We start from the raw sequence: 20,924 nt of genomic DNA, 5'->3' as shown, positions 1-20,924 counted from the left end.
AACCCATTGCCTCGGTTGCTGGCATACCAGAGCTTTCATCCCACGGAATGCGCCGTCTGGCAAGGTGCAGCGCACTCGTGCGGCATCCGGCGCGTGTCACGGTGGGGCTATCCGAGCGCAGATCGACCTTGCGCTTGGAGCTCGGCCGTTCAGCTCAGCGCCATATAGCGCCCCGGCTTGTGGTTGATCGCGATGATGACGTTGACGATCACGATGCCGAGGATCGACAGCGCCAGCCGGTTCACGGGGATGACGAAGAACGCGGCGATCATGATGAGGAAATCGACGGCGAGCTGGAAATAGCCGGCGCGGATCTTCCAGTGCTCCTGCAGATACAGCGCCAGAATGTTGATCCCGCCAAGCCCGGTGCGATGCCGGAACAGCATCAACAGGCCGGTCCCGGTCAGGCCGGCGCCGATTACAGTGGCATAGATCGGATCGATATGGCTGATGTCGATCCATGACGTCGTCAGCCGTGAGAACAGGGCGACGAGCCCGACCGCGACAAAGGTGCGGATCGTGAACGGCCAGCCCATGCGCCGGACGGCCAACGCATAGAACGGCAGATTGATCAGGAAGAAGCTGACGCCGAAACCATAGCCGCTGATGTAGCTCAACAGCAGCGACAGACCGGCGGTGCTGCCGACCAGCAGCACCGTCTTGCTGTAGATCAGCATGCCGAGCGACACGAACAGCGTGCCCAGCGTCAGCGCCATCGCGTCCTCGTAGAGCTTGTGCCGCTCCTGAGCGACGATCTCTGTCACGGCCTTGATCCTTGCAGGCGATGTTTCAAAGCGACTTGAACAGGCCGGCAACGCGCGCGACGTCGGCGAGCTTCAGGCCTGCAATGTTGATGCGGCCCGAGGTCGGCATGTACACGCCGTGCTTTTCGCGCAAAGTCATGACCTCGGCCGGCGTCACCGGCAGCAGCGAGAACATGCCTTCCTGGACGCCGATCGCGATCGTGTTGGACCAGCGCCCGCCGAGCGCCTCGGCAAAAGAGCGGCGCAGCGCGGCGAGGCGCTGGCGCATCGTCTCGAGCTCGCTGCTCCAGTCGGCATAGAGGTCCGGCGTGTCGAGAATCGTCTTGACGATCGCCGAGCCATGGTCGGGCGGCATCGAATAGCTGGTGCGGGCGATGGAGACGAGATTGGAGCGCGCGGTCTCGGCTGCGGCCTGTGCCGAGGCGACGGCGTAGAGCGCGCCGGTCCGCTCGCGGTAGAGTCCGAAGGACTTCGAGCAGGACACCGCCAGCAGCGCCTCGGGCACGGCCGCGACCATTGCCCGCAGGCCGGCGGCATCGCCCTCGAGACCGGCGCCAAAACCCTGATAAGCGGAGTCGATCAGCGGCACGAGGCCACGCGCGGCCATCACGGCGGTGATGCGCGCAAAGTCCTCGGTGCTGAGCGGGGCGCCGGTCGGGTTGTGGCAGGAGGCGTGGATCAGGACGGCGTCGCCGGGCGCGGCGCGCTGCAGCGCCTCCAGCATGCGGTCGAGCTGCAGCGTCTGCGACGGAACGTCGAAGTAGGGATAGGTCTCGACCTCGAGCCCCGCCGCGGCGAAGATGCCGGCGTGGTTGGGCCAGCTCGGCAGTCCGAGCCAGATCTTGCCGGTGCCGGCCTGGCGGATCAAATCGGCGGCGAGGCGGAGCGCACCCGAGCCGCCCGGGGTCTGCACGCCTGCGGCATGGACCGAGGGCGCGGGGCCGCCGACGAGCGACCACAACAGGTCGAGGAAGAGCTGGTCGCCTTCCGGCGCCACATAGCTCTTGCTGTCCTGGCTCTCCCAGATGATGCGCTCCGCAGCTTTCACAGCGCGGAAGATCGGCGAATGGCCGGCCTCGTCGCGATACACGCCGACGCCGAGATCGACCTTGTCGGCTCTCGGGTCAGCCTTGAAGATGCCGATCAGAGCGAGCAGGGGATCCTCGGGCTGGCGGGTCAAGCGGTCGAACATCGGGGCGATCCTATTGGAGGAGGGGCCTGCCAGACGGCCATAAGCCGTCCTTGCGGGCGACGGGACACTATCTCGGTTGCAGCGCAAGAACAGCGGACATTTCGGCGATGCTCCGCTTCGTTCGCTGCATGGGCGGCCGTTGCGCCCTCAGAACTTGCCGTGGCCCGCCTGAGCGAACTGAGCGACAAGCGTCAGCGACTGCCTTCTGAGCCAGAACGGGGCTCGGGAGCCGGCTGTGGGGACTCGTTGCGGATCTTGCGCGCGCGCCTGGCGGCAAGCTGTGAGCGAACCCTGCCATCGACTTTGCGGCCTGTCGCACGTTGCCATTTCCGAAGCTCGGCCGCGGTCAGGATCACTTTCACGATCCGCTCGTCCGGGCGACTGCCGATCGTGTCGATGACCTCCTGAGCGCTGGCCAGCCATTCTTCATAAGTGTCGTGCAGATCCGGGCAGATCCGCCTGATGTCCTCCCACTCTTCGGGCTTGAACCAAGCCAGCGCAATCTCCAGAGTTGGCTCCATGTTTATCCTGCTCACCTGTCCGCTCTGAATGATATCTCAAGCTCGCGGAGGCCCGAAGGTCTGACGCCTTCCGGCGAGTCAGATGCGCGGCTTGGGCGCGGGCACCCGGTCGGAGTCGCCGGAGTTCGGTTCGCCCTTGGGTTCGATCAGGAGCACCTTGACCTCCTTGGCCGCGCGCGGCCGGTGGACGACCCCTTTGGGGACGACGAACAACTCGCCGGCCTTCACCGTCCGCGACGGCTGCCCCTGAATGTCCATCTCCATCTCGCCTTCCAGGACCAGGAAGAAGTCATCCGTCGTGTCATGCTTGTGGAACGGGAATTCTCCCATGAACTTCACGACCATCACGTCATTGTCGTTGTAGTCCGCGACCACGTGCGGGTCCCAATGGCCTGAGAATTGGCTCAGCTTGTCGGCGAGGTTCACGGTCTTCATGTGGGAGTCTCCTGCTGCGAGGAATGAAATGTGAGCTGTCCAGTCGTCCCGGCCGGCTTGCGCGGGATGTAGCTGCTGCTCGAGCGCGAGCAAGCCGATCTCACACGCGACGACTTCGGCCGCATGTGAGCACGACCCGCGAACTCGCGGGTCGGTGCGTTCTGAGCTCAGCGCGGTAACGCTCAGATGCCACCGGGCCGGTCGAGCTGCTTCAGCCAGGCGCCGATGTCGCGTGCGGCGACATTGGCCTGGTCGAGCAGCTTGCCCATCGTGAAGAAGCCGTGGAATTGGCCGGGATGGTTGCGATGCGTCACCGGCACGCCGGCCTCGCGCAAGCGGCGCGCGTAGTCGTCGCCCTCGTCGCGCAGCGGATCGGCGCCGGCCGTGAGCACATAGGCGGGCGGTAGCCCGGCTAGGGTTTCCGCCTTCGCCGGGGAGGCCCGCCAATCGTGGATGTCGGCGGCACTGTTGAGATAATGGTCGCGAAACCAGCGGATCACCGAATGCGTCAGCAGCACGCTGGTCTCGGGCTCGCTGTGCGAGGGATGGCTCATCGAAAAGTCGGTGGCCGGATAGATCAGCACCTGGCCTGAGAGCTTCGGGCCCTTGCCGTCACGCGCCAAGAGCGCGACGACGGCGGCGAGATTGCCGCCGGCGGAATCGCCGCCGACGCTGAGCCTGGCGGCATCGATGCCGAGCGCGGCGGCATTGTCGGCGATCCATCGTATGGCCGCGGCGGCGTCGTCGACCGCGGCCGGAAACTTGTGCTCGGGCGCGAGGCGGTAGTCGACCGAGATCACGATCAGTTCGCCTTCGTGCGCCAGCGCGCGGCAGACCACGTCATGCGACTCCAGATTGCCGATCACCCAGCCGCCGCCGTGATAGAACACCAATCCTGGTGCAAGACCGTTGTTCTGCCGCACCGTCCTTGGCCGATAGAGCCGTGCCGGGATTGTGCCATGCGGGGCAGGGATGGCGAGGTCCTTGACGTCCGCAAGCTCGGGCGGCTCGGGATTGCTCACGACGCGCGCGGCCAGGTAGTAGTCCCGCGCCTCCTGTGGTGTCAGCGTCTCATAGGCCGGCCGACCGGCCTCCTGAAATGCTTTGTAGACGGCAGCGGCATCGGCATCGAGTTGCACGGGCATTGCAAAAACCTGTCGGGTTGAAAGACGGTCAAGTTGAAGGGACGTCAGGCGGCGGTGCGGCCGCCATCGACGGTGTAGGCCGCGCCGGAGACGTAGCTGGCATCGTCGGAGGCGAGGAAGGCGACGATCGAGGCGACCTCCGCGCCCTGGCCGAGCCGGCGCGCGGGGACGCGATCGACCACCTTGTCGGCCGGAACCGCGGCGCCGCTGCGCCCTTCGATGATCGCGCTCAGCATGCGGCTCTCGATCAGCCCGGGGCAGATGCAGTTCACACGGACATTGGTGCCGGTGCACTCCCAGGACGCGCTCTTGGTCAGGCCGATGACCGCGTGCTTGCTGGCGCTGTAGACGGCGATCTGCGGCGAGCCGATCAGGCCTGCGATCGAGGCGGTGTTGATGATCGAGCCGCGGTTCTGCTTCAGCATCACCGGCAGCACGTGCTTGAGGCCGAGGAAGACGCCGACGACGTTGACGTCGAGCACGCGACGGAACGCCTCCAGCGGATATGCGGTGATCGGCTTGATCTCGCCTTCGATGCCGGCATTGTTGAAGAACACGTCGATGGTGCCGAACCGATCGCACGCTTGTCGCACATAAGCCGCGACCTGGTCCTCGTTGGTGACGTCGGCGGCCACGGCGAGCGCCTCGGCGCTCGCCGGCAGGGCGGCCGTCGCGGCGGCGAGATCGGCCTCGCGCCGGTCCACGGCGACGATGCGGGCCCCGCGCGCGGCCAGCAGCCGCATGGTCGCGGCGCCGATGACGCCGGCCGCGCCGGTAACGACGGCCACTCGGCCGTCGAGACGGATCGAATCAGACATCGATTTCCTTCCCTTTGGCGCCGGTTCCGATCCGGCTCTTGATCACGACTATCTCATTGGAAGAACCGGCTGACCAGCACGCGGAGTGCTGGCAGCTCGCCCTTCCCCCGCCGTATTCGACATGTTAACGGGAGGGCTGATCGAGAGCGGCGGATGGGTCATGACGCGATTTGATTGTCCCGAACCCCGATTCGCCTGATAAAGCCGCGCGAGATGCACCGAACAATCGTCCTGACCGGTATCGCGGCATTGCTGGCCGCCACATCCCTCACGCTGTCCGTGCCGGCGCGCGCGCAGATCGGTACCATTTTCTCCGATCCCGTTCCGCGCCCGCCGGGCAACATTCCGCGCCGTGGCGAGCCGATTCCGCCTCCTGAGGAAGAGGAGGAGATCCCGGAGCTGCCGCAGGGCCGGGTGCTGCCGGCGCCAACCCGTCCGCCGCCAGGGCAGGGCGCCGCCCTGCCGGGTCCGGTCCAATCCCAGCCGCTGGCGCCGCCGCCGGGAACGACGATCCTGCCACAGAACAATCCTCCGGTTGCGGCCGTGCCGCCACCCGGCCAGCCGGGGGCTGCGCCTGGTCAGCGGCAGGCACCGCCACGCGGCGCACCCCAGAATGCAGCGATCCCGCCGAACGGCGCGGTACCGCAGACCCCGGCCACCATCCAGCCGGGCGACGAGGTCGTGACCGAACCGCCGGCGCAGAAGATCGTCAACAAGAAGGCGAGCTTCTCCGGGCTCGACAAGATCACCGGCCGCATCATCAATTTCGACGAGGATATCGGCGAGACCGTGCAGTTCGGGGCGCTCCGGGTAAAGACCGACGCCTGCTACACGAGGCCAGCCACCGAGGCCGCCAACACCGACGCGTTCGTGCAGGTCGACGAGATCACCTTGCAGGGCGAGGTGAAGCGCATCTTCTCGGGCTGGATGTTCGCGGCCAGCCCCGGTCTGCACGGCGTCGAGCACCCGATCTACGACATCTGGCTGGTTGACTGCAAAGAGCCGCAGACCACGGTCATCAGCGCCGCCGCGCCGGATCAGAAGCCGGCCGCGGCGCCGCAGCCTGCGCAAAAGCGTCCGCCGCAGCAGCGGCAGGCGGCGCCCAGGCCGCCATCGCCGCCGCAGCAGAATCAGACCCAGCAGGTGCCGCCACCACCGCCGCCGCCCCAGGCGGGTGGACCGTTCGGCGGAGTGTTCAGATAACCTCGCTCAGCCGCGCGCTGCGATGATCGCGAGTGCCTCGGTGCCCGAGATCGGCCGATCAACCGCCAGCCTGGCGAAATTGGCGGCCGGCCCCCTCAGGGCCTTTTCGAGCAGCACGGTGTAGCGCCGGCGCGGGATCTCGACGGCGCCGAAGGTCTTGAGGTGCTCGGTGACGTATTGGGTGTCGAGCAGCTCGAAGCCCCCGGCGATCAGCCGCGCGACGAGATGCACGAGCGCGACCTTCGAGGCGTCGCGGGTGCGGTGAAACATGCTCTCGCCGAAGAAGGCGCGGCCCAGGCTGACGCCGTAGAGGCCGCCCACCAGCTCGCCATCCTGCCAGCATTCGACGCTGTGGCAATGGCCAAGCGCGTGGAGGCCGGTGTAGAGTTCGCGGATACGCTTGTTGATCCAGGTGTCCTCGCGGCCAGGCTGCGGCTCGGCGCAGCCATCCATCACCGCCTTGAACGCCTGGTTCACGGTCACGGCGAAGGCGTCCGACCGGACCGTGCGCGCAAGGCGCGAGGCGACGCGAAAGCCGTCGAGCGGAATGACGCCGCGCAGCTCCGGCTCGACCCAGAACAAGGTCGGGTCGTCGGCACTTTCGGCCATCGGGAAGATGCCGCAGGCATAGGCACGCAGCAGGACCTCGGGCGTAATCTCGGACGCTGCAGAGTCGCGCGTATTCATGGGATCAGCATAGCAGGCCGATGCCGGGCGCGCGATGGTTGCGTGCCGGCTGCGTCGGCTCAGCCGACCGCGGCAGCCGCGGGCTTGGGAGCATCTTTTTCGAGGCGGAAGCGGACCACGATCCTGGTGCCGGCATGGCTCGGATCGGGGCCGACGGTGGCGTCGAGCTTGGTCGCCATGGCGCTGACGATGCGCTGGCCCATGCCGGTCGAGCGCGGATCGCTGGTTGCGTTGAGGCCGACGCCGTTGTCGGCGATCGACAGCACGATGTCCTCACCTGCAAGCTTCAGCTCGACATGGATTGGGCCCGGCCCATCGGGGTAGGCGTATTTGACCGCGTTCATGACCAGCTCGTTGACGACGATGCCGATCGCGACCGCGCGATCCGGGTCGATCTCGACCGGTTCCGCCTTCAGGGTCAGCCGCGACATCCGGTTGCCCTCCGCCGAGCGGCGCAGGTCGTCGAGCAGCGAATCCAGATACTGGTTGAGCAGCACGCTCTTGAGATCCTGAGACGTGTAGAGGCGGCGATGCACCTGCGCCACGGCGGCGACGCGGCCCATTGCATTGGTGAGCGCGGCCTTGACGTCGTCCTGGGTGCTGGAGTTGGCCTGAAGATGTAGCAGCGAGGCGATGATCTGCAGCGAATTGCCGACGCGGTGATTGACCTCGCGCAGCAGGACCTCGCGCTCGGCCGCCAGCGCCGCGTAGCGGTCGCGTGACGCCCGCACTTCCGCCTCCGCCTCGTCGCGGGCCTTCTGCAGCCGGGCCTGGCGCACCGCGCCTTCGGCCGCGACCTGCAGCAGGGGAATGAACTCGCCCTGCACGTCCTTGACGAGGTAGTCGGCCGCGCCGGCCTTCAGGGCCGTGACCGCGATCTTGGAATCCTGTGAGGCGGTGACGAACACCACCGGCGGCGGTTCGGGCAGCGCCATGATGCGCTCCAGCGTCTCGAGTCCGTCGAAGCCTGGCATGTACTGGTCGAGCGCCACGACGTCGATGCCGCCGCGCTCCAGCCGCTGCAAGCCCGCGCTGCCGTCGGCGGCGTGTTCCACCGTGAAGCCCAATCGCTTGAGCCCGCGCTCGACCAGCCGCGCCAGCGCTGCGTCGTCGTCGATATAGAGCAGCGTGGGGGCGGCGGAGCTCATGCGGCGGGCGGAACCTGGATGACGGAGAAGAACAGGCCGAGTTGGCGAATGGCGTTGGCGAAGCTTTCGTAGTTGACCGGCTTGGTGATGTAGACGTTGCAGCCGAGTTCGTAGCAGCGCTTGATCTCCTGCGAGTCATCCGTCGTGGTGAGGATGACCACCGGCGCGCTCTTCAGGAAACTGTTCTGCTTGACCATCTTGAGGATGTCGATGCCGGTCATGTCCGGCAGGTTCAGGTCGAGCAGGATCAGCAATGCGTGCCCCTTGTGATCGAGGCCGGTGCCGTCAGCACCCAGCAGATACTTCACGGCATCTGTACCATTGGTGAACGGCTTGATCTCGTTGTTGACGCCGGACCGGCGGATATTGCGCTCGATCAGGCGGGCGTGGCCTTCGTCGTCCTCGATCATGATGATCGTCACGGGCATGGTCATCGGTCTGAGTTCCGGTTTGAGGCGTTCCAGTTGATCGGGAGCGTGATGGTGAACGTGCTGCCCTGGTCGAGCTCCGACGCGACCGACATGGTTCCGCCGAGCCGACGCACCAGCGCGCGGACATGCGCCAATCCAATCCCCTGACCCGGACGGTCCTGGGTCCCGGCGCGACGGAACAGATCAAAGATACGTTGATGATCCCTGGGATCAATCCCCCGGCCGTTGTCCGTAACCTCGAAGATGGCAAAACCGAGCTTGGTACGGGCGCGAATGGCGATGTCGCCGGGAACGCCCGGCTTGAGATATTTGATGGCGTTGTCGATCAGGTTGGAGAAGATCTGCTCCAGCGCCAGGCGGTCGCTGACGATGGCCGGCAACGGTTCCACGCGGATGGTGGTGTCGGTTTCCGCAGCCTGATGCGCCAGCGTCGAGACGATGCCCTCGATCAGCTCGCGGGTATCGATCCGCACCGGCACGAACTCGCGGCGGCCCTCGCGGGTCAGGTTGAGGATGGCCGTGATCAGCCGGTCCATCTTGGCGATCGAGGATTTGATGAAGCCGAGCGCCTCGCTGAAATCCTCCGACAGCTGCTGGTCGGCGCCTTCGAGCTCGGGCTCAGCGCCTTCCGCCGGCGGCGGCGCGTCGGAGGCCGCCCGCGCCAGCGTCGCGATCCGCCGGAAGATGTCGTTGCGGAGCTCGTCGAGCTCGCTGGTGAAGCCCATGATGTTGACGAGCGGCGAGCGCAGGTCGTGGCTCACGATATAGGCGAAGCGCTGGATCTCCTCATTGGCCTCGCGCAGGTCCGCGGTGCGCTCGTCGACGGTGGCTTCGAGGTTGAGGTTGCTCTCGCGCAGCCTGGCCTCGGCCTCGTCGCGCGCGCTGGCCGAGCGGCGCACAAGGAGCACCGAGATGATCGCGAGCAGGACGACCAGGGCCGAGCCAGTCACCGTCACGACGGTCGCCAGCTGCTGGCTGCGGTCGGCATTGGCGGTGCGCAGCACGAACAGCCGCTCTTCCTCCAGCCGCATGCGATTGGCGAGATCGCGGATGTTGATGCTGGTGTTGCCGGAAGCGGCGCTCCGTACGAGCGCGGCGGCGGCGGCGAGGTCACCCTGCGCGGCCAGCTCCTTCTCGCGCCTGAACTGGCCGAGGCGGGTGTCGATTTCGGCGCGGACCTGGCGGAGCAGCTCGACCTGGGCAGGATTGTCGGCCACGAGTGTTCCGAGCTTGTCGAGCACCGGCGCGATCGCGGTGACGGCGGCGTCGTGATCGGTCAGAAACGTATTGTCCTGGGTCAGCAGGTAGGCGCGGGCGCCGCTCTCGGCCCGGCGGACCTCGAGCAGCAGCGCGTTGATCTGGTTCTCCGCCTCGATGGTATGCACCACCCAGGCGTTGTCTTTGCGGGCCTTGTTGACGAGCAGCACCGAGGCCGTGCTGACGACGACCAGCACCAGGAATCCCGCCGACAGCAGCAGGATTTGTCCCAGCGTGCGCCTTTGTCCAATCTCAGGCGCCACCGCTCACTCGCATGCCAATTGAAATACCTGCCCCCTCAGCGGAACCGCCGAAAGAGCAGAACGCAGTGCGGGCTGAAGGGTTCCGGCGCGTCAGTGGAATTTTGCGGTTAGCCGCTCACTCCGCCTTCTGGCCAGCGAGGTACTGTTCGAGCCAGTGGATGTGATAGTCGCCATCGATGATGGCCGGCTCGCGGACAAGGGCCCTGAACAGCGGCAGGGTGGTCTCGATGCCGTCGACGACCATCTCGTCCAGCGCGCGCCGCAGCCGCATCAGGCACTCGACCCGCGTCTTGCCGTGGACGATCAGCTTGCCGACCAGCGAGTCGTAATAGGGCGGAATCACGTAGCCCTGATACACGGCGGAATCGATGCGGACGCCGAGGCCGCCAGGCGGGTGGTACTGCAGGATCTTGCCCGGCGAGGGCCGGAAGGTGACAGGGTTTTCCGCATTGACGCGGCACTCGATGGAGTGGCCGTTGATGACAACCTGGTCCTGGGTCATCGGCAGGTCGCCGCCGGCGGCGATGCGGATCTGCTCCAGCACGAGGTCGATCCCGGTGATCATCTCCGTGACGGGATGCTCGACCTGGATGCGGGTATTCATCTCGATGAAATAGAATTCGCCGTCCTCGTAGAGGAATTCGATGGTGCCGACGCCGATATATTTCAGCTCCTGCATCGCCTTGGCGACGGTGTTGCCGATCTTGGCCCGGGCCGCTGCGTCAAGCACCGGGGAGGGGCCTTCCTCCCAGACCTTCTGATGGCGCCGCTGCAACGAGCAGTCGCGCTCGCCGAGATGGATGGCGCCGCCGCGGCCGTCGCCGAGCACCTGGATCTCGATGTGACGCGGCTTCTGCAGATACTTCTCCAGATAGACCGAGGCGTCGCCGAACGCCGATCTCGCCTCGTTGGCCGCTGTGGTCAGCGCCAGCTGTAGGTCGGCCTCGGTGTGGGCGACCTTCATGCCGCGGCCGCCGCCGCCGGCGGCTGCCTTGACCAGCACCGGGAAGCCGATCTCCTTGGCGATCGCCATCGCGTCGTGGTCCGGAGTGACAGCGCCATCCGAGCCTGGAACGACGGGAATGCCCAGCCGCTTGGCCGTCTTCTTGGCCTCGATCTTGTCGCCCATCAGGCGGATGTGCTCCGCCTTCGGCCCGATGAAATGCAGATTGTGGTCCGCGAGAATCTCGGCGAAGCGCGCGTTCTCCGACAGGAAGCCGTAGCCGGGATGCACGGCGTCCGCGCCGGTGATCTCGCAGGCGGCGAGCAGGGCGGGAATGTTGAGATAGCTGTCCTTCGACGGCGGCGGCCCGATGCAGACACTTTCGTCGGCGAGGCGGACATGCATCGCATCGGCGTCGGCGGTGGAATGCACCGCGACGGTGGAGATACCGAGCTCCTTGCAGGCCCTGAGGATGCGAAGGGCGATTTCGCCGCGATTGGCGATGAGGATCTTGTCGAACATGGTGCCTCGGGCGCGAGTGGCGAGTAGTGAGCGGCGAACATGGAATGGTGGACCATTCGCTTTCGCCGTCCGCTAGTCGCGCTTATTCGATGATGACGAGCGGCTCGCCGTACTCCACGGGCTGGCCGTCCTCGACCAGGATCTGCGTCACCGTCCCGGCGCGCGGTGACGGAATCTGGTTCATCGTCTTCATCGCCTCGATGATCATCAGAGTCTGACCGACGGACACCTTGGAGCCGACCTCGACGAACGGTTTGGCGCCGGGCTCGGGCGCCCAGTAGGCGGTGCCGACCATGGGCGAGGGCACCACGCCGGGATGTTTGGACAAGTCTGCGCCGGCGGCTGCCGCGGTGGCGGCTGCGACCACGGGAACGCCAGCGGCGGCCGTTCCGATGGCCGAATGGACGGCCGCCGCAACGGTCACGTTGCGGGCAACGCGGATGCGAAGGCCGGCACGCTCCAGCTCGATCTCGGTCAGGCTGGTCTCATCCAGCAGCGCTGCGAGCTCGCGAATGAGCTGGCTGTCTTCGGATTTCGCGATGGTCTTGTCGTCGGGCTGGGGCGCCATGATCTGATCCGGAACGTTGGGTGCGTGAGGACTGTGACGTCAGGCTTGCGCTAGATGTCGGTCTGCGTGACGGCTTTGGCGCCGATCTTGGCGGCGAGGCCGGTGATCGCCAGCCGGTAGCCGTCGATGCCGAAGCCGCAGATCGAGGCAAACGCGGCCTTCGCGGTGAAAGAATGGTGCCGGAAGCTCTCGCGGGCGTGAATGTTGCTGATGTGCACTTCGACGGTGGGGATCTTCACCCCCATCAGCGCGTCGTGCAAGGCAATGGAGGTATGCGAGTAGGCGCCGGCATTGAGGATGATTCCGACCGCACCGCGGCTGCGGGCCTCATGGATGCAATCCACGAGCACACCCTCATGGTTCGACTGCCGGCACTCCACCGTCAGGCCGAAGCGCGCGGCCGTCTCGACGCAGAGCCGTTCGACGTCTGCCAGGGTGGCATGGCCATAGGTCTCCGGCTCGCGGGTGCCCAGCAGGTTGAGGTTGGGTCCGTTGAGGACATAGATCGTGTTGTGCGCGGCGTCGGCCATTCCCATCCCGGCGGTGTGGCGGCAGTGGGCGGCGTTATAGGTAACAAAGCCGCCAAGGGGAAGCCTTTCGGCAGCCGGGCCGGCTGCCCGAGGCTTGGTCCGTCAGACGAAAAAACCGTCTTAAGTGTACGAAATTGCTGGTTAACCAGGTTTGTCCACGGGGCTGCACGGGCTGCGTGTGATCGCCCTTACGTGCTCTTTGCGCAATAGAATGGGGCGGGCATTGCTGCCCGCCCCATGTCCTCATCGCCTGCCTGGTCGGGATCAGGCGTCGAGAACTGCGACGATCTCGTAGGTGCGGGGATCGATCACGATGATCTGCTCACGAACCAGGATGAAGTCGTATCCGCGCCATTCCGGATAGATCGTCACGACTTCCGCAGGGAGCCGGTGGAAGTGAACGTCGCGCGGCACCCGGGTGCCGACCGAGATGTTGAAGTTCACGTTGGTCACCGGCTCGACGCGCTGGCTGCGGATCACGCTGGTGATCTTGGTGCGCTGCTCGGTCGAGAGCTTGGCGCCGGCGCCGGCCTGTCCGGTGGTGGTCTGCGACCGGTCGCTGCCGGTCTTGGTTTCGGCGTTCGTGCTGGTGCCGCTCTTGCTGTCGCGACCCTCGGCCTTCATGTTCTTGGAGCCGGCCTTGTCGGTCTCGGAGGTCGCGCCCTTGGCATTCGGACCCTTCATGCCTTCCTCGGCGCGCTGGCCCTTGGTCGCACCGGGCTTCTGCTCGGACTGACTGGAGCGCATGTCGGACGCAGGCGAGCCGCTGTCGCGATGCATCGCGCCGCCGGGCGCGTTCATGCCACCGCTCGATGCTCCGCCGGCAGCACCACCGGTCGCACCGCCCTGCATGGCTGCGCCGCCGGACTGTCCAGCTGCGCCGCCCGCACCGCCGGTACCTTGCGCATGAGCAAAACCTGCACCCGCCAGGAGCGCGATTGCAGCAACTGATACCATCAAGCGATTGGTCATCCTCTATCCTCCTCGTATTTGCACTGCCCGCGCCGACAACGGCAGGAGGTAGGAGTCGTTCCGTGCGTCGCCGATCGTTCCGGAAAAATGTCGCAGATCGCAACTTTATGAACGGATGCTCAGGGTCATGAATGCTGCATGACGACAACAGTGATCCGTTGCGTGTCGCCGGCGACTTCGCATGAGCTACGCGCCGTGACGTTCGCGCGCGTAGCGGACGAGCGCCAAGAATCGATAGAGGCCGTGCACGAACTTGCCGTAGGGCATCGTGATGAAGAGCGCGAACACCGCACCGAGATGGAGCGCGAGCAGCAGGCCCATCGTGCTGGTCTCGCGTAGCAAGAGGAGGGCGAGCCCGGTTGCGCCGGTAAGGACGAGCATCGCCAGGAACGCGACGTCCATGGCGCGACTGCCCGCATCCATCATCGCAGGCTCACGCCTGCGCTTGGCGGTGTGGAGTCCGAGCGGACCGACCACGATGCCCAATCCGCCCAGCGTGCCGAGCACGACCGGCAGGTCCCACAACGGATAGGGCGCCTCACGGTGCAGAAGATAGTGATAGAGCGTCGCGACGCTGGTCGATGCGACGCAGAGCATGAAGCCCCAGAACGTCAGATGGTGATAGAACCGCCGGGTGTCGCGTGGCCGCTCGTCCTCGTTGTAGCAGCCGACGCCGCCGCCATCGAGATAGCGCAGGCTGGCTGCGTCGCGAACGGCGCGCAGCAGTGGACGTGGGCGCGTCAAGGTCGAGCTCGGCTCGCCGATATCATTCCAGAACGCCCGAGCGCCCATGATGAAGGCGATGATGGCCCACAGGAAGGCGGCGCCGAACAACAGCACCATCGCGTTGTGGGGCATGAGCGCGTAGAACGAGCCGGGGCCGTGCCGGCTTGCAAACACCGCGGCGGGATCGTTGAAGGCCACGATGCCGACGATGAACGCGGCCATGCTGACCACCGCGATGAGCGACACCGCGAGACCATTGCGCCTGAACAGCGGCGCCAGCGCGTGCGGCCAGGCATAGTCGGCATAGCTCTCGTGCCGCACCCGGGCCAGAACGGAGGGGACGCGAACGTCGAACTCGTGCGGGGGGGAGAACTGGCAGTCGACGTAGCAGGCCCCGCAGGCATGGCAGAGATTGGCGAGATAGTTGAGGTCGCCGCCGGTGAAGGCGCGGCGCATCTCCATTGCCGGAAACACGGCGCAGAGTCCCTCGCAATAGCGGCAGGAATTGCAGATCGTCATCAGCCGATCCGCCTCGGTCAACGCTTCACTGCGCTGCATGTGTCGCTGCTCCCTGGCCGGCGATACGCCCGAACACGCTGCCGATCGTCATGCCGATTCCTGCGGCATAGCCGCGGCCGAGCACGTTGCCGGCCATGATCTCGCCTGCGGCGTACATGTTGTCGGCGGGACCGCCGGACTTCATCATCATCTTTGCGGCGTGATCGACCCGCACGCCGAGATAGGTGAAGGTAATGCCGGGCCGAACCGGATAGGCGTAGTAGGGGCCGCTATCGATGCGGCGCGCCCAATGCGATTTCGGCGGCGTCAGGTTCTCGGTGCGGCAATCGTCGAGGATGTCGGGATTGAATTGTCCGTCGCGCACCGATGCGTTGAAATGCGCGACGGTGGCGGTCAGCTTGTCCGGATCGAGGCCGAGCCTGCCGGCGAGCTCGGTGATGCTGGCCGCCTCGATCGCGGGGTAGAGCGACGGCATGAACAGGTTCGCCGATTTCGCGTCGAAGATGATGTAGGCGATCTGGTCCGGCTGAGCGGCAACCAAGCGTCCCCAGATCGCGTAGCGCTTCGGCCAGACGTCCTCGCCTTCGTCGTAGAATCGCTCAGCGTTGTTGTTGACGACGATGCCGAACACGACGCAGTCGAGCCGCGTGATGATGCCGCCGTCATATTTGGGGGCGCGCGCATCGATCGCCACCGCGTGGCACTGGGTCGGATCGCCAATGCTGTCGACGCCGGCGCCGAGCAGCATGTCGAGCACCGTACCGCGATTGTTGGGCGTGCCGCGGATCAGGAAGTTGCGCGCGATCTCGCCCCAGCCCTCGACCAGCCTGTCGATGTTGGCTTCGAAGCCGCCCGCTGCCGCAACCAGCGCCTTGCCGCAGATTCGCGTCCTGGCGTCACGCTGTCGGATGATCGCAGCGTCGAAACGGGTCTCATCGATGTCGAGCCCGACGACCTCCGCCTCATACAGCACGTCGACGCCGAGCCGCTCGGCGGTGAGATACAACGCATTGAGCATGGCCCGGCCGCCGCCCAGGAAGAACGAGTTGGTCCGCCCTAAGCTCAGCGTCCCGCCGAGCGACGGCTGGAAACGCACGCCCTGTGCGACGATCCAGTCGAGCATGTCCTTGGACTCGCGGATCATCAGGCGGGCCAGTTGTTCGTTGGTCTGGCCTTCGGTGACGCGCAGGAGATCGTCCCAGAACTCGTCCTCGGTGTAGGGGCCGCTCAACGTCGCGGTCGCCGCGTCATGGGCGCAGCGCATGTTGCGGGTGTGGCGCGTATTGCCACCGCGATAGAACTTGGAGGCGGCCTCCAGCACGATGACCGAGGCCCCGGCGCGCCGTGCCGCAATGGCGGCGCAGAGGGCTGCGTTGCCGCCGCCGACCACGACGACGTCGTAGGTCAGGGGATGGTCGGCGAGATCGCTCTGATCAGTCATTGCAGGCCCTCGCGGACGCAAGGCGGCGGGGCCTGGATCGGCTTTGGTCCGCACAGCAACGCCATCGGCATGTCAGCCGTCGGCCAAGCGATGATGGATGGTACGGAAGTAAAGGCTACAGTGGGCATAGAATTAGTATGCTATTGTATACAAAAATATGCAGATAGGCTGTTGTTCGCAACGAGATTGTGAAATGGTGACCCCATGTCCTCGGAAGCGCCATCGCTCACCATCGATCGTGACAACGTCTCTCTCGGCGAAGCGGTATTTCGTGCGCTGTGCCATGCGCTGGAGAACGGCTTCTATCGCTCCGGCGATCGGCTGCGTGAGGACGAGGTCGCCCAGAAGCTGAACGTCAGCCGGACGCCGGTCCGTGAGGCCTTCGGCAAGCTGGTGGCCAAGGGGTGGGTGCAGCCGGCTGGTGGACGCGGCCTGATCGTGCGCAGTCTCGACGAGAATGAAGTCCTCGAGCTGTACGCGATGCGGGAAATTCTCGAAGGCGCCGCCGCCCGGCTCGCCGCGCAGTATGCCGTGTCGGCCGAGATCGCGGCGCTCCGCGACATTCATGCACGCTTTGTCAGCGGGGGGGACGACGCCGCCGAGCTAGCGCGGCTGAACCGGCTGATGCACGGTGCGATCCAGCGCGCGGCGCGCAACCGCTACCTCGATGCCGCCCTTGAGGACATGCATGTCGCGACAGCGCTGCTGGGAACCACGACGTTTGCGGCCGAAGGACGTGCGGCAACAGCCGCGGCCGAGCATGGTGAGCTGATCGAAGCGATCGCGATCCGCGATCCCGATCGGGCCGAGGCGATTGCACGCGGGCACATCCGCGAGGCACTTCGAACCCGGCTCGGCATGAAGCTGAAGGGATAGGCGAGGGCGCCGCCGCCACCGGTCTGTCGCTTCGCCACCGGCTCACGGCAAAAGCAGAAGGCCGGCTGAGACAGCCGGCCTTCGATTGATCCCGTGATGGCCAGACGCTTTGGCAGAGATGCTCAGCAGCTCGCCTTGCCGCAGCGGGCCGCGCTGATCTTCTCGCGCAGGCCCTCGACGCCGACGGCGCCGATCACGACCTGCTTGCCGATCACGTAGCTCGGCGTCCCGTTCATGCCCATCTCCTCGGCGAGCTTGAAGTTTTCCTCGATCGTCGCCTTGGCCTCGGGGCTCGCCATGTCCTTCTCGACGCGCGCCATGTCGAGCCCGAGATCCTTGGCGACCGCGAGCGCATGGGCCTTGTCGGCCTGGCCGCGGCCGCCCAGCAGCTTCTGGTGGAAGTCGAGATATTTCTGCGGGGCCTGCATGCGAACGGCAACGGCGACCTGCGCGGCCTCGACGGAGCCCTGGCTCAGCACGGGAAATTCCTTGAGCACGACCTTCAGCTTCGGGTCGCTCTTCATCAGCTCCATCATGTCGGCCATCGCGCGCTTGCAGTAGCCGCAATTGTAGTCGAAGAACTCGACGAAGGTGACGTCGCCATCCTTGTTGCCGAGCACGACGCCGCGCGGCGAGTTGAAGATGGTCTCGGCGTTCTTGCTGACGCTGGCCTCGTGCTTGGCCGCCTCGGCTGCCGTCTGGCGCTTCTGCAGCTCGGCCATCGCCTCTTCGAGCACCTCGGGATGCGCGATCAGGTAGTTTCGGACGATGGTCTCGATCTCGCCCCGCTGGCTGTCGGAGAAGCTCTCCGCCGACGCGAGCTGAGGCACGCCGCAGAGCGAAAGCGCGAGCAACATCGCGGGAATGAGCGTGCGGACTGACGGCATGAAGGAGGTCCTCTGGGTCAAATGATCGGGTCCTTGTCGATGGTCGTGACGGTATTTTGATATTCTGGATCGGATGATAGCAGTAGTTCAAAACTTCAGCGGGCGCCAATCCCGCTGTCCGACAGCCTACTGGCCGGAAAGCGGCTTTGCCGTGACGATATCGTCGGCCCTGACCCAGCCTGGCGAGCCGACCGCGAAGCGGGTTTTTGCACGCGAGGCAAGCTCGCGCGCCGTCTTGTTGTCGCCACGCAGGAAGGCGGCCTGCGCCGAGGCGAGATCCGCCTCCGCATAATCGCCCTTGCGACCGTAGGCCATCGCGAGCTGGGAATAGCCGAGCGGCGCCTCGGATTCGCGCGCGACCGCCGCGCGCAAGATCGAGATCGCCTCCTCAGTGTAGGCTTTGTTCTCGGATGCCACCAAGGCCTGACCAAGTAACATCTCGATGAGCGGGGCGTTATTGGACAGGTGCACCGCCTTGCGCAGCGGGGCGATCGCCTCAGTGGGGCGGCCGCCCTCCAGCAGGGCCTGGCCGCGGACCTCGTAGAAATAGGCGTTGTTGGGTTGCACCTGGATCAGGGCATCGATCTGGCTCAGGGCGCTGCGCAGGTCGCCATGCAGGTAGGTGGAGATTGCCCTGGCGTAGCGGGCGGGCAGGCCGGTGTCCGACAATGGATAGCGCCGCGCCACCGTGTCCGGCCGTTCCATGAAGGCCGAGATCTTGGCACGGACCATGTCGTGGCGGAGCTGCAATGCGGGGTCGTCCTTCTTGTCCCAATAGGGGCTTTGACGCGCGAGGCCCTCGAGCGCCTCGACGCGATCGGCCGGCATCGGATGTGATTGCAGATAGGGGTCGGCGCCGCGCGCGGCGAACAGGCTCTCATTGGTGAAGCGCTTGAACGTCTCGTACATGCCCTTCGGCGATTGCGCTGTCGCAGTGAGGAATTTCACCCCCGCGCGGTCGGCGTTCTCCTCCTGCTGACGCTGATACGACAACAGCGATCGGCGGATGACCTCGCCCGGGGCCGACAGCGTCGCGGCGCCGGCATTGGCAAGGCCGCTGCCGCCGCCGCGCGCGCCGACCGCGAGGGCGCCGGCGCCGAGAATGGTGGCGATGATCATCTGGGTCTGGGCGGTGGCGAGCTGTTGGCGCAGCTTGGCGAGATGGCCGCCGGCGAGATGGCCGGTCTCGTGCGCGAGAACGCCGATCAGTTGGTTCGGATTTTCCGACTGCAGGATGGCGCCGTAATTGACGAAGATGCGGCGGCCGTCGGCAACGAACGCGTTGAAGGACGCATCGTTGATGATGACCATCTGGATGTTCTGCTTTTCGAGCCCGGCGACGCGCAGGATCGGCCGGGTATATTCACGCAGCAGCACCTCGGTCTCGGTGTCGCGCAGGATCGGCGGTCCCTTGCCTTGCTGCGCCGACGCAGGCGCGACCGGCGCCAGCGTCACGGCCGCCGCGACGACCGCGGCAAGCCCGCCGGACAGTTTCTTGCGAAGCACGATACGGAGCGACATCAGGCGATCTTTGCAATTGGCGCGAGGCGCGAGACGGGCTATTGCCCACCAAACGGCGGAATGCGGCTCATCTGCGGCGAACGAGGCCCATGGGCTGACCCCGACCGGTTCACGGAGCGGGTCCGAACAGCCGCGGTCAATAGCAGATATCGATGGTGGATGCGACAGTGATACCGACATTGGAACAGCGGATCGCCGACCTGACGGCGCCGTCCGCGCGCAGCAATGTTCCGCCGTTCATGGTGATGGACGTGATGGCTGCGGCCGAGCGGATCGAGGCGGGCGGTGGACATGTCATCCACATGGAGGTCGGCCAACCGGCGGCGCCTGCGCCACGAGCGGCCATTGCGGCCGCGCATGCCGCGCTCGATCAGGCCCGCATCGACTACACCTCGGCGCTCGGTCTGCTGTCGCTGCGACAGCGAATCGCGCGGCACTATCGTGAGACGCACGCTTGCGAGGTCGATCCGGCGCGAATCGTGATCACGACGGGATCCTCGGCCGGATTCATCCTGGCGTTCCTGGCCATGTTCGAGCCCGGCGACCGCGTGGCCGTGACCGTGCCGGGCTATCCGCCCTATCGCCATATCCTGACGGCGCTGGGCTGCGAGCCGGTGCTGATCGAGACCACGGCGGAGAACCGTCACGCCCTGACCGGCGAAGCGCTGCTCGCCGCGCACCGCAAGACGCCGCTGAAGGGTGTGCTGGTGGCAAGTCCCGCCAATCCGACCGGCACCATGATGTCGCGTGAGGCGCTGGGCGGTGTCATCGCAGCCGCACGCGACGCCGGCATCCGCTTCATCTCCGACGAGATCTATCACGGTCTGGACTACGCGTTTCCGGCGGTGACGGCGGCGGAGCTGTCGCGCGAGGCCCTGATCATCAACTCGTTCTCGAAGTACTTCTGCATGACGGGCTGGCGCATCGGCTGGATGGTGGTGCCAGATGCGCTGGTGCGGCCGATCGAGCGTCTGCAACAGAACCTCGCGATCTCGGTTCCGACCCTGTCGCAGATCGCGGCGGAAGCGGCGTTCGACGGCCGAACCGAAATGGAGGCCATCAAGCACGGTTACCAGGAGAACCGGCACATCCTGATCGAGGGTTTCCCGAGGGCCGGCCTGACCCGGTTCCTGCCGGCCGACGGCGCCTTCTACCTCTATGCCGACGTGTCCGACTTCACCTCCGACAGTTACGACTTCGCCAAGCGGATGCTGGAGGAGACCCATGTGGCGGCCACGCCGGGCGTCGACTTCGATCCGATCCACGGCCGCAGCTTCGTGCGCTTTTCCTATGCGCGTTCGGCCGAGGACATGCGTGAGGCGGTGGCCCGGATCGCGCGCTGGTTAGGCTAGGGCGCGCGAGCCGCGTGCACTGACCAACATCATCGGCAACGGCATCGCCGCCGTGTTCGTCTCGTGGCGCGAAGACGAACTCGACCATGATCTCCTGCAGCGACGGCTCAATCAGCAGATCGATCCGTCGGATGTCGAGACGGCCGTGACGACCGGCTGAGCGGCCTCCGGTCGTCACGGTCAAGAACGATCGCCATACGAAG

21 protein-coding genes and 1 pseudogene are annotated in these 20,924 nt (G+C 65.9%); 4 read left to right on the top strand and 18 right to left on the bottom strand.

What is annotated here, in order from left to right:
- Positions 1–149: 149 nt before the first annotated feature.
- The 6 genes from QX094_RS27720 to QX094_RS27695 all read right to left on the bottom strand — a co-directional run bounded on the left by QX094_RS27720 (position 150) and on the right by QX094_RS27695 (position 4,875).
- The gene (locus tag QX094_RS27720) at positions 150–764 is read right to left on the bottom strand and encodes a YitT family protein (RefSeq protein WP_315712219.1); all 615 of its coding nucleotides are present in this window, start codon (positions 762–764) and stop codon (positions 150–152) included.
- A 25-nt stretch (positions 765–789) separates the two neighbouring features.
- A complete protein-coding gene (locus QX094_RS27715; protein WP_315751705.1) occupies positions 790–1,956 on the bottom strand; it encodes an amino acid aminotransferase in 1,167 nt (388 codons plus the stop codon).
- A gap of 191 nt (positions 1,957–2,147) precedes the next feature.
- Positions 2,148–2,477, bottom strand: a complete 330-nt coding sequence (locus tag QX094_RS27710) for a hypothetical protein (RefSeq protein ID WP_315712215.1) — start codon at positions 2,475–2,477, stop codon at positions 2,148–2,150.
- Positions 2,478–2,555: 78 nt separating this feature from the next.
- On the bottom strand, positions 2,556–2,912 hold the full coding sequence (locus QX094_RS27705) for a cupin domain-containing protein (protein ID WP_315712213.1): 357 nt from the start codon (positions 2,910–2,912) through the stop codon (positions 2,556–2,558).
- Positions 2,913–3,094: 182 nt separating this feature from the next.
- Entirely contained in the window at positions 3,095–4,057 is a 963-nt protein-coding gene (locus tag QX094_RS27700) for an alpha/beta hydrolase (RefSeq protein WP_315751704.1), read from the bottom strand.
- A gap of 44 nt (positions 4,058–4,101) precedes the next feature.
- Complete coding sequence (locus QX094_RS27695; RefSeq protein WP_315751703.1) at positions 4,102–4,875, bottom strand: SDR family oxidoreductase; 774 nt, start codon at positions 4,873–4,875, stop codon at positions 4,102–4,104.
- Between the two features lie 213 nt (positions 4,876–5,088).
- Here QX094_RS27695 and QX094_RS27690 point away from each other — a divergent pair, with 213 nt between their 5' ends.
- Complete coding sequence (locus QX094_RS27690; protein WP_316184965.1) at positions 5,089–6,078, top strand: DUF2155 domain-containing protein; 990 nt, start codon at positions 5,089–5,091, stop codon at positions 6,076–6,078.
- A 6-nt stretch (positions 6,079–6,084) separates the two neighbouring features.
- Here the strand turns inward: QX094_RS27690 and aat are convergent, their stop codons facing one another.
- From aat to tcuA, 10 genes are all read right to left on the bottom strand, one after another.
- Positions 6,085–6,765, bottom strand: coding sequence for a leucyl/phenylalanyl-tRNA--protein transferase (gene aat, locus QX094_RS27685; RefSeq protein WP_316164754.1), 681 nt, complete (start codon positions 6,763–6,765; stop codon positions 6,085–6,087).
- Between the two features lie 59 nt (positions 6,766–6,824).
- Entirely contained in the window at positions 6,825–7,913 is a 1,089-nt protein-coding gene (locus tag QX094_RS27680; RefSeq protein ID WP_315712206.1) for a sensor histidine kinase, read from the bottom strand.
- Positions 7,910–8,347: a response regulator gene (locus QX094_RS27675; RefSeq protein WP_172109443.1), complete on the bottom strand. Its 438-nt coding sequence runs from the start codon at positions 8,345–8,347 to the stop codon at positions 7,910–7,912. Before QX094_RS27675 ends, QX094_RS27680 begins: the two co-directional genes overlap by 4 nt.
- Positions 8,344–9,864: a sensor histidine kinase gene (locus QX094_RS27670; protein ID WP_316184967.1), complete on the bottom strand. Its 1,521-nt coding sequence runs from the start codon at positions 9,862–9,864 to the stop codon at positions 8,344–8,346. The genes QX094_RS27675 and QX094_RS27670 overlap by 4 nt, the downstream gene beginning before the upstream one ends.
- Before the next feature lie 115 nt (positions 9,865–9,979).
- Complete coding sequence (accC, locus tag QX094_RS27665; protein ID WP_315712202.1) at positions 9,980–11,329, bottom strand: acetyl-CoA carboxylase biotin carboxylase subunit; 1,350 nt, start codon at positions 11,327–11,329, stop codon at positions 9,980–9,982.
- Positions 11,330–11,411: 82 nt separating this feature from the next.
- A complete protein-coding gene (accB, locus tag QX094_RS27660) occupies positions 11,412–11,897 on the bottom strand; it encodes an acetyl-CoA carboxylase biotin carboxyl carrier protein (RefSeq protein WP_316164755.1) in 486 nt (161 codons plus the stop codon).
- A gap of 50 nt (positions 11,898–11,947) precedes the next feature.
- Positions 11,948–12,427 (bottom strand): type II 3-dehydroquinate dehydratase, encoded by a 480-nt coding sequence (gene aroQ / locus QX094_RS27655; protein ID WP_316184969.1) that lies wholly within the window; start codon positions 12,425–12,427, stop codon positions 11,948–11,950.
- Between the two features lie 264 nt (positions 12,428–12,691).
- On the bottom strand, positions 12,692–13,399 hold the full coding sequence (locus QX094_RS27650; protein ID WP_315826861.1) for a DUF1236 domain-containing protein: 708 nt from the start codon (positions 13,397–13,399) through the stop codon (positions 12,692–12,694).
- A 186-nt stretch (positions 13,400–13,585) separates the two neighbouring features.
- Complete coding sequence (gene tcuB / locus QX094_RS27645) at positions 13,586–14,683, bottom strand: tricarballylate utilization 4Fe-4S protein TcuB (RefSeq protein WP_316188377.1); 1,098 nt, start codon at positions 14,681–14,683, stop codon at positions 13,586–13,588.
- On the bottom strand, positions 14,670–16,085 hold the full coding sequence (gene tcuA, locus QX094_RS27640; RefSeq protein ID WP_316173741.1) for an FAD-dependent tricarballylate dehydrogenase TcuA: 1,416 nt from the start codon (positions 16,083–16,085) through the stop codon (positions 14,670–14,672). Before tcuA ends, tcuB begins: the two co-directional genes overlap by 14 nt.
- Before the next feature lie 204 nt (positions 16,086–16,289).
- On the opposite strand from tcuA, the gene QX094_RS27635 reads away from it, so the two are divergent.
- Positions 16,290–16,961 (top strand): GntR family transcriptional regulator, encoded by a 672-nt coding sequence (locus tag QX094_RS27635; RefSeq protein WP_315712636.1) that lies wholly within the window; start codon positions 16,290–16,292, stop codon positions 16,959–16,961.
- Positions 16,962–17,083: 122 nt separating this feature from the next.
- Here QX094_RS27635 and QX094_RS27630 read toward each other — a convergent pair whose 3' ends face one another.
- Both QX094_RS27630 and QX094_RS27625 read right to left on the bottom strand, forming a co-directional pair.
- Positions 17,084–17,848 (bottom strand): DsbA family protein, encoded by a 765-nt coding sequence (locus QX094_RS27630; RefSeq protein ID WP_315712195.1) that lies wholly within the window; start codon positions 17,846–17,848, stop codon positions 17,084–17,086.
- 126 nt (positions 17,849–17,974) lie between these two features.
- Positions 17,975–19,369 carry a M48 family metalloprotease gene (locus QX094_RS27625; protein WP_316188376.1) on the bottom strand — a complete coding sequence of 465 codons (1,395 nt, stop codon included), beginning with the start codon at positions 19,367–19,369 and terminating at the stop codon, positions 17,975–17,977.
- A gap of 152 nt (positions 19,370–19,521) precedes the next feature.
- Here QX094_RS27625 and QX094_RS27620 point away from each other — a divergent pair, with 152 nt between their 5' ends.
- Entirely contained in the window at positions 19,522–20,721 is a 1,200-nt protein-coding gene (locus QX094_RS27620) for a pyridoxal phosphate-dependent aminotransferase (protein WP_315751693.1), read from the top strand.
- A gap of 7 nt (positions 20,722–20,728) precedes the next feature.
- Positions 20,729–20,881 (top strand): annotated as a pseudogene (locus tag QX094_RS27615) (dicarboxylate/amino acid:cation symporter); the annotation flags it as partial.
- Positions 20,882–20,924: the final 43 nt, after the last annotated feature.

This window comes from Bradyrhizobium sp. SZCCHNS1050, from assembly GCF_032484785.1.
In the GTDB taxonomy this organism is placed as follows: Bacteria; Pseudomonadota; Alphaproteobacteria; order Rhizobiales; family Xanthobacteraceae; genus Bradyrhizobium.
Note: the sequence above shows the minus strand (reverse complement) of the source record. Positions and strands in the feature narration are given on the sequence as shown.